11 protein-coding genes are annotated in these 14,251 nt (G+C 37.5%); all 11 read left to right on the top strand.

The annotated features are described in order from the left end of the window. Positions 1–79 precede the first annotated feature (79 nt). A complete protein-coding gene (gene menB, locus IGJ32_RS06640; RefSeq protein WP_081127568.1) occupies positions 80–895 on the top strand; it encodes a 1,4-dihydroxy-2-naphthoyl-CoA synthase in 816 nt (271 codons plus the stop codon). Next, positions 840–2,366 (top strand): o-succinylbenzoate--CoA ligase, encoded by a 1,527-nt coding sequence (gene menE, locus IGJ32_RS06635; RefSeq protein ID WP_207428635.1) that lies wholly within the window; start codon positions 840–842, stop codon positions 2,364–2,366. The genes menB and menE overlap by 56 nt, the downstream gene beginning before the upstream one ends. Further along, positions 2,347–3,708, top strand: coding sequence for an isochorismate synthase (locus IGJ32_RS06630; RefSeq protein ID WP_342081734.1), 1,362 nt, complete (start codon positions 2,347–2,349; stop codon positions 3,706–3,708). The genes menE and IGJ32_RS06630 overlap by 20 nt, the downstream gene beginning before the upstream one ends. Then, entirely contained in the window at positions 3,705–5,453 is a 1,749-nt protein-coding gene (gene menD / locus IGJ32_RS06625) for a 2-succinyl-5-enolpyruvyl-6-hydroxy-3-cyclohexene-1-carboxylic-acid synthase (RefSeq protein ID WP_342081733.1), read from the top strand. Before IGJ32_RS06630 ends, menD begins: the two co-directional genes overlap by 4 nt. After that, entirely contained in the window at positions 5,446–6,282 is an 837-nt protein-coding gene (menH, locus tag IGJ32_RS06620; RefSeq protein WP_342081732.1) for a 2-succinyl-6-hydroxy-2,4-cyclohexadiene-1-carboxylate synthase, read from the top strand. The genes menD and menH overlap by 8 nt, the downstream gene beginning before the upstream one ends. Next, positions 6,272–7,384, top strand: a complete 1,113-nt coding sequence (gene menC, locus IGJ32_RS06615; RefSeq protein WP_342081789.1) for an o-succinylbenzoate synthase — start codon at positions 6,272–6,274, stop codon at positions 7,382–7,384. Before menH ends, menC begins: the two co-directional genes overlap by 11 nt. Before the next feature lie 327 nt (positions 7,385–7,711). Further along, the gene (locus tag IGJ32_RS06610) at positions 7,712–9,481 is read left to right on the top strand and encodes a glycoside hydrolase family 13 protein (RefSeq protein ID WP_373168859.1); all 1,770 of its coding nucleotides are present in this window, start codon (positions 7,712–7,714) and stop codon (positions 9,479–9,481) included. A 98-nt stretch (positions 9,482–9,579) separates the two neighbouring features. Then, a complete protein-coding gene (locus IGJ32_RS06605) occupies positions 9,580–10,839 on the top strand; it encodes an extracellular solute-binding protein (RefSeq protein WP_010737611.1) in 1,260 nt (419 codons plus the stop codon). A 394-nt stretch (positions 10,840–11,233) separates the two neighbouring features. Continuing rightward, the gene (locus tag IGJ32_RS06600; RefSeq protein ID WP_342081730.1) at positions 11,234–12,532 is read left to right on the top strand and encodes a carbohydrate ABC transporter permease; all 1,299 of its coding nucleotides are present in this window, start codon (positions 11,234–11,236) and stop codon (positions 12,530–12,532) included. Positions 12,533–12,535: 3 nt separating this feature from the next. Continuing rightward, the gene (locus tag IGJ32_RS06595; protein WP_010719130.1) at positions 12,536–13,387 is read left to right on the top strand and encodes a sugar ABC transporter permease; all 852 of its coding nucleotides are present in this window, start codon (positions 12,536–12,538) and stop codon (positions 13,385–13,387) included. Between the two features lie 12 nt (positions 13,388–13,399). Next, positions 13,400–14,215 (top strand): maltodextrose utilization protein MalA, encoded by an 816-nt coding sequence (locus IGJ32_RS06590; RefSeq protein WP_053765999.1) that lies wholly within the window; start codon positions 13,400–13,402, stop codon positions 14,213–14,215. The last annotated feature ends 36 nt before the right edge of the window (positions 14,216–14,251 follow it).

The following is a 14,251-nucleotide window of genomic DNA, read 5'->3' as shown; positions in this document are numbered from 1 at the left end:
TCTTAAAAAATATAAAATTACAAACGTTTTCTTTGGCTTTTGTGTATAATAAGAATGTTCAACTTAGAGGAGGAATAAAATGAGAAAATGGCAAACAATTAAAGACTATGAAGAAATACTTTTTGAAAAACATGATAAAATAGCAAAAATAACAATTAATCGACCTCAAGTACACAATGCATTCACTCCAAAGACAGTGTTTGAAATGATTGAAGCTTTTACTATTTGTCGAGAGCGGCAAGATATTGGTGTGATTATTTTAACCGGAGCAGGAGATCAAGCATTTTGTTCTGGTGGAGATCAAAAAGTTCGAGGAAATGGCGGGTATGTAGGTGATGATCAAATCCCTCGCTTGAATGTGCTAGATCTCCAACGCTTGATTCGGGTCATTCCAAAGCCTGTGATTGCAATGGTCAAAGGTTGGTCGATCGGTGGAGGCAATGTCTTACAACTTGTTTGTGACATTACAATTGCCGCTGAAAATGCGAAATTTGGACAAACAGGTCCGAATGTAGGAAGTTTTGACGGCGGTTATGGATCAGGCTATCTAGCTCGAGTGATCGGTCATAAAAAAGCAAAAGAAGTCTGGTTTATGACGAAACAGTATTCCGCAACAGAAGCTTTAGCAATGAATTGGATCAACACAGTGGTACCTTTAGCCGAAATTGAAGACGTAACGATAGAGTGGGCAGAAGAAATGTTGAAGAAAAGTCCTTTAGCATTAAGAATGATCAAGGCTGCAATGAACGCAGATACAGACGGACTAGCGGGGATCCAACAATTAGCAGGGGATGCCACTTTACTTTACTACACGATGGCTGAAGCTCAAGAAGGACGCGATGCATTCAAAGAAAAGAGAGAGCCTGACTTTGACCAATTTCCTAAATTTCCCTAAACAAAAACCAAATAGTTGGTTGCAACGACAAGCATTAAAACAGCCAGATCAGTCAGCCTTTTATACGAAAGATGTTTGTCTAACGTTTAGTGAATTGAATCACTATGTACAGCAACTTGCTTATTATTTCAAACGTTTTATAAGCAATCAACAAAAAACTATTAAAAGAGTAGCCATTTTGAGCGACAATCAGACAATGATGTATCAGTCGATCTTAGCTCTATGGGAATTAGGAATGGAGATCCAATTTCTAAATACAAGGTTAACCAGTGAAGAACTAGCTTATCAGTTAAAAGATGCCAATACACGACTATTGATCACTGAACATCCTGAACATTTTTCCTTTGAAAATGTAACCATCATTTCTTTCCCGAAAAAAAAGGAACTAATCGGGAGAATTAATGAACCACCAATTGATTTCGGCTATCAATTGGAGCAAATAGCCTCGATCATGTATACATCTGGGACTACTGGAAAGCCAAAAGGAGTACCTCAAACTTTTTCAAACCATCAAGCAAGTAGCCTAGCTACACAAAAAAGTATGGCTATCGAGTCTGGCGAGAATTGGCTTTGTTGCGTCCCGTTGTACCATATCAGTGGTTTATCGATTCTTTTACGTTCCCTTGTTTTAGGAATTAGCGTTCATTTATGTGAAAAATTTCACCCATCAGAAGTCAACCAACTGATTTTAAGCGAAAAAACCGCTTATTTGTCGTTAGTCACGAAAATGTTAAAAGATCTGTTGCCGTTTGTACCAGAAGACGGTTATCCTTCTTCTTTGAAGCAAGTTTTATTAGGTGGCGGTCCGATTGAATCTACCTTACTTGAAGACTGTTGCCAGTTGAAGCTACCCGTTATGTTGTCTTATGGCATGACAGAAACATGTTCCCAAGTTGTCGCAGGTAAAATCAATTTGCATTCAAAGTTTAAAGACACGGTTGGTCGTCCGCTAATGGGTGTGCAAATTAAAATCGATGGGACAGATCAAGCGAACGAATCTGGAGAAATTCTTTTGAAAGGTCCGTCGATCGTTAAAGGATATCTCAACGGACGAGATCGACATTCGTGGACGAAAGAGGGCTGGTTTTGTACTGGTGATTGGGGCTATTTAACAGATACTGGTGAACTAAAAATTCTTAGTCGAATGAGTGAGCGAATCATCTCTGGCGGAGAAAATATTTACCCTGCTGAGATTGAAGCAATTTTTTTAAAAAGTCAGAAAATTACAGAGGCTATTGTTATTGGTAGAGCCGACCCTAACTGGGGGCAACGCCCAGTAGCTTATTTGAAATTAATAGATAAGGTCAGCGTTAATGAAATTTGCAATCTCATGGAGCCACTTGCTTCCTACAAACACCCTGACGAAATTTTTGTCATTCATGATCTACCAAAAACAGCCTCAGGAAAACCATTAAAACGACTTTTTTTAACAGAAGAAAGAGTGAACTATATTGACTACCAACTTATTTAATCTAAATCTACAGGAAGTACCTGAAGCTGACTATGTATGTTATAGCTTTAATATTCCTTATGAACCGTTAGCAAATCTCTTTGCAAAAGCGAGTGACTTTAAAGGCACACGTTTCTTTTGGCAAACGCCAGACAAAAATGTCGGTTTCTTGGGGTTTGGGCATAATCTTTTAAAGAAGCGTGGAAACTGGTCCACCGAAGACCTGATAAATGCTAAACAAGAGTTTTTTAAAAAACTTTCGTTTCTGGTTCCTGAAAAAGAGACTCCGATTCTTTTTGGAGGATTACCTTTTGATGCTGAAAACAAAAAACAAGCGCCTATTTGGGGAGAATTGGCAGAGGGCTGTTTTATTCTACCCGAACTATTAATCAAGCAAAATCATCAGCAACTAACCGTTGTAATAACCGCAAGGAATCATTTTAAAACTTTAAAAAAACTCGATGAGTTTATTAAAGAAAAAATGAGACTCATTAATGAAATGAAAGAGCGATGTGTCCCAGATTTTTCGCCAAGTCAAATATTAAAAGAAACTGAAGTAGCTGTTCCTCATTTCTTAAAAGCTGTTGAAGAGACGATCGAAGTCACAGCAAATAAAAAATCAGCACTTAAAAAAGTGGTTTTAGCAAGACAGATGCAATTAGTTGGCAAAGAATTTTCTGTTGAAAAAATCTTACTTCATCTGATTAGTCAACAACCAAACACCTATCACTTTGTTTTAGAAGCAAAAGGTCAAGCGTTTATTGGCGCAACACCTGAACGTTTGCTTCAGGCGACTGATACCCATTTCTTGACCGCTAGCATTGCTGGCTCTATCGCTAGAAGTTCAAACGAAAGAGAAGACGTTACATTGGGAGAAAAACTTTTAAAAGACTCTAAAAATATTGGAGAACACCAATTAGTCGTCGAACGTTTAACAGAACAGATGCACTCATTTATTAAGGGGAAACTAACAGTATCAGAAAAAAGTCTTTTAAAAAACCGAGACATTCAACATCTTTGTTTGACGTTGAAAGGGAGCCGTCAGGACGGTTTCTCATTTTTAGAAGTCATACGACAACTACATCCTTCACCAGCTTTAGGCGGTGTGCCTAAACAGGCAGCCATTGATTGGATAGCGGAAAAAGAACCTATTGGGCGAGGGTTATACGGTGGTCCAATTGGCTGGTGTAGTTTAACTGAGGATGTTGGTGAATTTGCAGTTGGTATTCGTTCTGGAGTAGTGAGTGATACTGAGGTCCAGTTGTATGCTGGCTGTGGAATCGTCCCAAATTCAACGCCTGAAGCGGAATACTTAGAAACTGCTCTAAAATTTCAACCGATGATTCGAGGTGTAAAAGAATGACGAACACAAAAGAGCTGACTGCTTATTTATTAGCATTTATCCATGGATTGAAAGAAAGTGGATTAAAAGAAATGGTCATTAGCCCAGGATCACGCTCGACACCACTGGCCTTATTGGCTTATCGTGACCCGGAAATCAATTGCTATATCAATGTGGACGAGCGTTCGGCTGCTTTTTTTGCGCTTGGTTTAGCAAAAGCACAAAAGGAACCTGTGGGTCTGATTTGCACATCAGGAACTGCTGCAGCAAATTATTATCCAGCCATTTGTGAAGCTGAGGCGTCAAATGTTCCACTCGTTGTGTTGACCGCTGACCGTCCACCAGAGGCGCAAGGCGTAGGAGCACCACAAACGATGGATCAGCAACATTTGTATGGAAGCCATGTCAAAAAGTATATCGGAATGGCTTTGCCAGAAGAAGGAGAATCTTTTGAAAGATATGCGTTTTTTCAGGGTTGGGAGAGTGCGGCTGCTGCAATAAAAATTCCTAAAGGACCTGTACATGTGAATCTACCTTTTCGAGAACCTTTACTGCCGGATTTATCACAATCATTTACACGTCATTATTCAAGAAAAGGGGAAACGATCAATAAAGTAACTTCCTTTTCGTTACCAGAACTTGGTTCTTGGTTGACCAAAAAAGGGTTGATTATTGTTGGAAGAGAATTGACCACACGACAGGCAACGAAAATGATTGAACTAGCTGAAATCGTAGGATGGCCTATTCTTGGTGATCCACTTACAAATTTAGGAAATTGCGAGAAAGAAAGCGACAATTATATTTCTCATGTTGATTTGATCTTTGCCGATCAACGCTTAGAAACACCCGAAATCGTTTGGCAGTTTGGTAACTTGCCATTGGCCAAAAACCTCATGCTTTATTTAAAGCAGTCAAAAGACCTGACTTATGTCATCATTGATGAAAGCGAATCTTGGAAAGACTGGTTACATCAAAGTAATTATGTTTTACCAATTGATCCACTGACGTTTTGTAGCATGGTTAAGAACATGAGCGATGAAGCATTTCATACTCATGCAGATAGAAACTGGTTATCCTATTGGCAAGAAAGAGCAAAGCTTGCCCGACAAACGATAGAAACAACCTTACCCTTAGATGCCTATAACGAAAGCAATGCCAGTAAGCGTCTTTTTCAGTTGCTAGAGTCTGACGAAACGCTCTTCTTGTCCAATAGTAATGCTATTCGTTTTATTGATCGCTACGCTGGTTTTTCAAAACAACGATTTTCAGTCTATGGGAATCGGGGAGTAAATGGTATTGACGGGATTGTTTCAACAGCTGCAGGTATTTGTGCGGCTAAGAAACAGCAGATGTTTTTGTTGATTGGTGACTTAGCTTTGTTTCATGATATGAATGGGTTACAAATAATCAAAGAACTTGAGCTGCCGGTGACTGTGATCGTTTTGAATAATAACGGGGGAGGTATCTTTTCTTTCCTTCCTCAAAGGGAACTAGATAACTCCTTTTTTGATCCTTTGTTTTCAACACCCTTACATCTAGACTTGGAGAAAGTGGCAGATCTGTACTGCGGCGCTTATAAAAAGCCCAAATCGCTGACTGAATTTGAACAAATAGTTTGTGAAAGTCGAGAAAGAATAGACAGTAAAGACAACAAAGAAGAGAAAAAAAATTCAACTTGGACGTTGATTGAAGTCGTTGGCGAACAAAAAGCACCAGCAGAGCTTTGGCAACACATGATTGAGGGATACGGTAATCGAAATGAGTGAGGGAAAAATAAAAATCAATGGTGTTAATTATGCTTATCGTTGGTTACAGCGAACATCTCCAATGAGACCTACTATCATTTGTTTACACGGATTTACCGGAACTTCCATGAGCTTTTCTTTGCCTTTTCAAGATTTAAATGTTTTAGCAATCGATTTGATCGGGCATGGTAAGACGGATGTTTATGTTCATCCTTATCGCTATAAGCTTCCATTACTTGTTCAAGATTTAGCACAATTGGTTCTGCAATTAAAGATCGATGCCTTTTATTTGTTGGGGTATTCCATGGGGGCCCGTACCGCGTTAACTTGGCTGATTGAACAACCAAAAGGAATTTTAGGCATCATTATGGAAAGTGGTACACCAGGCATCAGTTCGCTTAGCGAAAGACTCATACGTCAAAAAAAAGATCTTCTATTAGCGCAAAAGATCATGACTGAACCATTGTCTGGTTTTGTGGATTATTGGGAATCGATTCCATTATTTGAAAGTCAAAAAGAACTACCTGATTCGACAAGAAGAAAGATTCGCCAAGGAAGACTTATGCAACAACCAATTGGTTTGGCGCTTAGTTTGATGTACATGGGAACTGGGCAACAGACGAATTACTGGCCATCGCTTAGAAATATCCAAAGACCGATCCTTTATTTAGCAGGAGAATATGATACTAAGTTTCAAAAAATCGGAAAAAAATTGGTTGAAGAAAATAGTCTGTTTTCCATGGCGTTGGTTCCCAAAAGTGGACACTGTATTCATCTAGAACAGCCAACGAAATTTGTTTCCCTAGTAAATCAATGGATAATGGAGAAAGAAAAAAGTGATACAAATTAGAAAAATCGAGCAATTACAACTTAAATTACCTTTGACTACCCCTTTTGAAACGAGTTATGGAATTCTAACTGAAAAAGCGTTTGATTTATTGATAATCGAGGATGAATTAGGCAATCAAGGAGTAGGAGAGTTGGTTTCTTTCCAACAAGCGGACTATATTGAAGAAACGATCGACATGAGTCGCTTGATCATCAAAAATGAATTGATTCCTTTACTTACTATGTCTCCAATCAAAGAGCCTTTCGAAGTTCAGCGACGATTGACGAAAGTGCAAGGGAATTTTATGGCAAAAGCAGCCTTGGAAACAGCTATTTGGGATTTATATGCCAGACGAAAGAATGTCAGTTTCCGAGAAATTTTCAAAAGTACGAAAATAGAATTAGCAGTTGGGATTAGTTTAGGTATCCACACAGATTCTGCAAAATTGTTAAAACAAGCTCGAATGTATGTTTCTCAAGGCTATACGCGGTTGAAGTTAAAGATCAAACCAGGTTACGATATCGAACCATTAACCTTATTACGAAAGGAATTTCCTCACTTGCTTTTGATGGCAGATGCCAATTCTGCTTATACATTAAAGGATCTACCGGTATTGTTAGAATTGGATCGATTAAACCTAGCGATGATTGAACAGCCTTTTAATCAACGGGATTTTATCGAGCATGCGTATTTACAGAAACAATTAAAAACACCAATTTGTTTAGATGAGAATATTCGTACACTAAATGATGTTAAAACCGCTCATACCTTGGGCAGTTGTCGTGGGATTAATCTAAAAATCCCCAGAGTGGGTGGGATCGCTGAGGCATTATCCATCGTAACATTTTGTCGTGAACATAACTTGACGGTGTGGCTAGGTGGAATGTTTGAATCAGGAGTAGGACGTTGCTTAAATATACAATTTGCCAGCCAAAATGACTTTACTTTCCCTGGCGATATATCGGCATCAGATCGCTATTACTACGATGATATCATCAAAAATAAAGCTTGCCTCACTGATGGGAAACTTGCAGTTCCCTTAGGAAAAGGCAATGGGGCAGTCCTTGATCAAGAAAAAATCGAACGTTATTGCTACAAAAAGGAACTCCTTTTTTCTCAATAATAAACGTTTGACAAATAATATGATCACTGTGGTCGTTGTAGAGATACACCAAGTAATCAGAAAGAATCCAAAAGCAGCTCTTTCTCTTTTGGATTCTTTCTTTATTGTTGAACTTTTTTTATATGAATCAGCAAGTAGCTAGTATAAAATTACACTTTCTACAATACCGATAATTCAGCTAATGTCGCCATTGACCTAACTTCTCCTTTTGATGAGATAATCATGGGAAACAGAATTCTGTTACCGATAACATAAATGAAAGCGTTGTCTTTTGTTGTTCACTCTTTTATAGTGAACACGTAATCTTAAATATGAAGGAGGAAATACATGAACACCGCAGCAATTTATCATCGACCGGAAAGTGAATATGCTTTTTTATATACAGCTGATACTTTCAGAATTCGTTTACGTACCTGTAAAGACGATGTAAAAAAAGTTTATCTTATTAGTGGCGATCCTTATACGATTGATTCACAAAAATGGTATCTGGAAGAAATACCAATGAAAAAAAGTCTGAGTACTTTAGTTCATGATTACTGGGAAGTGGAACAAACAAGCTCGACTAGAAGGTTACAATATGGGTTTCATATCGTAGGAATTGATGGCACAGAATGTTTTTACGGGGATCAAGGGATTTTTGCGTATGAACCAGCGAACTTAGCAGAAGCAAATTACTATTTCCGGATACCCTATTTTCATGAAATTGATCGTTTCAAAGTGCCGCAATGGGCAAAAGAAACGATTTGGTACCAAATATTTCCTGAACGATTTGCGAATGGCGACTCAACTAACGATCCAGCTCATACGCTACCATGGGGAAGTAAAGCACCTGACCGAGATGATTTCTTTGGTGGTGATTTACAGGGTGTGATTGATCACCTCGATTACTTAGTCGATTTGGGAATCAATGGTATTTATTTTTGCCCGATTTTCCAAGCTATGTCTAATCATAAATACGATACGATCGACTATTTGAAGGTTGATCCAGCCTTTGGTGACGAACGTCTGTTAAAAGAATTAATCGAAAAAGCGCATAAAAAGGGTATCCGCATTATGTTAGATGCTGTTTTCAATCATATTGGTAGTGACTCGCCCCAATGGCAAGATGTGATCAAAAATGGCGAAAAATCAATTTATAAAGATTGGTTCCATATTCATTCTTTTCCTGTGGATGCCTATCAAATGACGAATTTACCCGAAACGGCAGCAAATTTATCTTATGATACGTTTGCTTTTACACCTTTCATGCCTAAACTCAACACAGCAAATCCTGAGGTTCAATCGTACTTACTAGATATTGCTGCTTATTGGGTGAAAGAATTTGATATTGATGGGTGGCGTTTAGATGTCGCTAATGAAGTCGATCATCATTTCTGGAAATTGTTCCATGAAAAAGTCACTGCAATCAAACCAGATATTTATATTTTAGGCGAAATCTGGCATTCATCCCAAGCTTGGTTACAAGGAGATGAGTTCCATGCTGTAATGAACTATGCATTTACAGACTCAATCAAAGACTATTTTGTTAAACGAAAAATCACTGCTTCACAAATGGCAAGTGGCATGAACCATCAGCAGATGCTGTACCAAGATCAAGTAAACGAAGGAACATTTAATTTATTAGATTCCCACGATACTGCGAGAATCCTAACCTTGTGTAATGGAAATAAAGAGTTGATGAAAGCTGTACTTACTTTCATGTTTTTACAAAAAGGCGCACCTTGTATTTATTATGGAACGGAAATCGGATTGACTGGAGAAGATGATCCTGATTGTCGTAAATGTATGATCTGGGAGAAAGAGCAACAAGATACGGAATTATACGGTTTTATTAAAGAATTGATTTATCTTCGGAAACGATTATCTGAAATTTTAATCACAGGTACGATTTGCTGGGAGCTAATTGATGATGGTCAAGACGTGATTCATTTTTCTCGTGAATTGAACGGCCAAAAGATCCATGCTATTTTTAATCAATCTTCTACAAGTTATTTGGTTGATCAGAAAAATGAAATTATCTTAAGCCAAAATAGTGAATTATTAAATGATGGGAAAGCTGAAATTCAACAATTCGGATTCATTTTGATGTGTGAATAACTTGTTACCGGTAACAAGCAGAAAGCGTTTGCAAGTTGTCGTTTTATAACAGTATACTCTTTATACAAACAACATTTATGGAAGTGGAGGAACAAAAAGTGAAGAAAAACTATGTTAAAAAATTAGGGTTGGGTTTATTGTCACTTGGTATTTTAGGTGGATTAGCAGCTTGTGGTAATGGAAAAGCTGATACAGCTAGCGGTGGAAATGATGAAAAAACGTTAACTGTATCGGTAGATTCTGGTTATAAAGATTACATCAATGAGATCAAGGGTGATTTTGAAAAAGAGAATGATGTCAAAATCAAGCTAGTTGAAAAAGATATGTTCGATCAATTAGAAGCGCTTTCTTTGGATGGACCTGCCGGTAAAGGACCAGATGTGATGATGGCAGCCTATGATCGAATTGGTGCGTTAGGACAACAAGGCCATTTAGCGGAAGTCAAATTAGGGAATGAAGCCGACTATGATGAAACAGATAAAGCACAAGTGACCTATGACGGAAAAATTTACGGCGAACCAGCGGTGATCGAAACATTAGTCTTGTACTACAACAAGGATCTAGTAGATGCAGCACCAACCACTTTCAAAGAATTAGAAAATCTAGCCAAAGACAAACGCTTTGCCTTTGAATCAGAAGCAGGAAAAAATACTGGATTCTTAGCAAAATGGACTGATTTTTATTATTCTTATGGTTTACTAGCAGGCTATGGCGGGTATGTTTTTGGTGACAACGGAACTAATCCATCAGATATTGGTCTAAATAATGCAGGATCAATCGAAGGAATCACTTATGCTACAAACTGGTTCCAAAATGTTTGGCCAAAAGGGATGCAAGATATCAAGAGTGCAGGCGATTTCGTTAGCCAACAATTCATGTCTAACAAAGCAGCAGCAATCATTGATGGTCCTTGGCAAGCACAAACTTATAAAGACAACAAAATCAATTATGGGGTAGCAAAAATTCCAACATTGAACAACGGCGAATCTTATCAACCGTTTGGTGGAGGAAAAGGTTGGGTAGCAAGTAACTATTCTAAAAACAAAGAATTATCACAAAAATGGTTAGACTATGTGACAAACACAAAAAATCAAGAAAAATTCTTTGAAATGGTCAATGAGATTCCAGCCAATCAAGCAGCACGTGAAACAGCTAAATCAAAAAATGATGAATTGACAACTGCGGTGATTGATCAGTATGAAACTGCGCAAGCAATGCCAAATATTCCAGAAATGGCTGAAGTTTGGACTGGTGCTGAAAACTTAATGTTTGATGCAGCTTCAGGTTCTAAATCGCCAAAAGAATCTGCTAACCAAGCAGTGAAAACCATAAAAGAAGCGATTGAGCAAAAGTATTAAAAGTAACAAAGTGATCTCTATTCACGATCAAATGGATATTTTTACTAGATGTGGTAATAGTAGACCACTAAATCTCATTTGGTCAACCAAATCATAAAACAAGTCATGGATCAATAGGTGAAACAGTTGAACGGTGTATTTTCTTTAACTGTTTCACATTGATTCGTGTGAATAACATCCACGAGCAGAGTTTTTTTATAGCAACTGAGTGAGGACTACAAATGAATGGAAAATGGTTTTTGATAGCAATTATTGATGACTGTCATGGATAGCTACTATTTATAGTTACTATGGATAACTGCTATGAATAGTTATTTATAGATGGCTATTATGGATAGCCGACTGATTCATTTCCTTGCGCAAAGAATAAAATAGTAGTACTGGGGGTATCGTTATGCAAGACGAACAAAATAATATCAATGTAAGAAAAATTACACTTATGTCTCTCATACCTGGCTTAGGGCAATTTGCTAATGGTCAAGCGTTCAAAGGAATCGTATTTCTAGGTATTTTCGTAGCATTTATTCTACAACTGATAGTTGGTGGCTTCAACTCTTTGATTGGCTTAGTCACACTGGGAACGGTTCCGATGGAGGATCACTCCTTATTTATTTTGATTCAAGGAACGCTGCAACTAATCATTACGGTTATTTTTTTTATTTTCTATGGACTGAATCTGTTAGATGCCAAACGTGTCGCAGTTTTACGCAAAGAAGGTAAGAAAATCAACCGAACGATGAAGGAAGTCATACATAATATTGGTGATGAGGGTTTTCCTTATTTGCTTACACTTCCAGCCTATCTTTTGATGATTTTTACGATTATTTTTCCAGTTCTAGTCACATTATTTACAGCATTTACCAACTATGATTTCAAACATATCCCACCTGCTAGTTTGATTGATTGGATCGGAGTAAAAAACTTTTTTAGTATCTTCTTCTTAAGTTCTTACCGTAATACCTTTTTCTCTGTGTTTTCTTGGACTGTTATTTGGACACTATGTGCAACGACACTTCAAATCACATTAGGTATTTTTACAGCCGTTATTGCTCACCAAAAATTTATTAAATTTAGACGTTTTTTTGGTATTATTTTCCTTTTACCATGGGCGGTACCAGCATTTATAACAATTATGAGTTTCTCTAATATCTTCAATGATAGTGTGGGGGCGATCAACACCCAAGTGATTCCTTTTATCAATCATCTGCCATTCGTAGACATTAGCGCGATTTCATGGAAAACAGATCCATTTTGGACGAAAGTTGCGATCATTATGGTTCAAGGGTGGTTAGGATTCCCTTATATCTATGTCATGGTAACAGGTATTTTACAATCCATTTCTGAAGATTTATATGAAGCAGCAAAAATCGATGGTGCAAATGCTTGGAAACGTTTCTCTAATATCACGTTACCGGCTATTTTTCTAGTAGCAGCGCCAACGTTTATTACTCAGTATACTGGTAATTTCAACAATTTCTCGATGATTTATTTATTTAACAACGGTGGTCCTGGAAGTGTAGGAGGGGGCGCAGGTTCAACAGATATCTTGATTTCTTGGATCTATAAACTAACGACGGGAACCTCGCCACAATACTCCATGGCTTCAGCCATTACACTAATTATTTCTGCAATTGTCATTTGTGTTTCTTTACTTGTGTTTAAAAAGACTAATGCATTTAATATGGAGGACTAAGCGATGAAACAATTTAATTCAAGTGCTAAATTCCAACGAAGATTGTCACAATTCTTGACCTATGTTTTTTTGATTCTTTTGTCGATCATCATTATCTATCCATTGTTGATTACAGCCAGTACAGCATTTAAATCAGGTAATATCGCTGCTTTTAGTCTGGATTTATCCAGTGACTGGACACTAGAAAATTTTAGACGGCTATTCTCAGAAACGTTATATGGTACTTGGTATAAAAATACCTTGATTATTTCCATTTTAACAATGGTTATCCAAGTGACTGTTGTAACATTGGCTGGTTACACTTATAGTCGTTACCGTTTCATTGGGCGCAAATCAAGCTTGATGTTTTTCCTGGTGATTCAAATGGTTCCAACGATGGCTGCATTGACCGCTTTTTACGTCATGGCTTTTCTACTTAACGCCTTAGATCGATACTGGTTCTTAACAATGATCTATATTGGTGGGGGAATTCCGATGAATACTTGGCTAATGAAAGGTTATTTTGATACTGTTCCACTTGATTTAGATGAATCTGCTAAATTAGATGGAGCTGGTCATTTCCGGATTTTTCTACAAATCGTTTTACCGTTAGTTAAACCAATGATTGCCGTTCAAGCATTATGGGCCTTTATGGGACCGTTTGGGGACTTCATGCTCGCTAAATTTTTACTACGCACACCAGAAAATCAAACAGTGGCAGTTGGTTTGCAAACATTCATTTCTGATGTGACAAATCAACGGGTTTCATTATTTGCCGCAGGAGCGATCCTCATTGCATTACCGATTTGTTTATTGTTCTTCTTTTTACAAAAAAACTTTGTCACTGGTTTGACTTCTGGTGGCACAAAAGGTTAGGAGCAGGTTTTGATGCAAACATTTCCTTTGAATTACTTTTCTCATTTAAATAGTCCTAGACGTCTATTTGCTGGTAGAAGACAGTTGTCATGGCCTAAATTGAGTCTGATCTTTCTTTTCTTGGTCGCGTTGATGGTTATGCCGATTACCATGTATTATACCAATCAGGTAAAAGCAATCCCTATGGAGCAATTTTTGACAGTTCACCAACTAATTGATCAAGATGGAGTAAATAAATTTTCAGAATTACCCATGGAGAATGGGCAAATAAATCACTCACCAATAACGATTTATCAGAATAACGAAATACTGATTGGGTCAGGATTGACGAAAGAACAAAAAAACGAAAAAAACGCCTTTATTGATTTCGCAAAAAATCATTGGACAATCCAGCAAAAAGAACAGGGGCGTATAAGAACCTATCAAATGAATTACCAAGCGTCTTTCAATCCCGAATCAGTCCGAACGCCACAAGAGTTTCAAGCATTTTTAGAACAGGAATTTTACGCCAGTAATCGTCCAATGATTATTTTATCTTATAGTATGAGTTTAGGAATCATCTTATTAATAATGACTAGCTTCATTTTATTTGGTGCTTCTTTCTTTTTATGGCTAACTAGAAAGAGTCGTTTTTCTTCCATCCAAACATTCAAAGAAAGTGCCAATTTAATGTTGAATGTGATTGGAGTTGGCTCCATTATTGCCACGATTGTTGGATTCTTTTATTTTGATTTTGTTTTGATGTTAGGTATTCAATCAACTGTTTCAGTTCTTTTATTGCTATGGATTTTTGCTAAAACTGGCTTTAAAGATGAAGTCAAGGCCTAAGATCATCAACTAATTATGAGAAATTAAATGTGAAAA

The organism is Enterococcus sp. DIV1639a, from assembly GCF_050530445.1.
GTDB lineage: Bacteria > Bacillota > Bacilli > Lactobacillales > Enterococcaceae > Enterococcus_B > Enterococcus_B hirae.
This window is presented reverse-complemented; position numbering and strand designations above follow the sequence as displayed.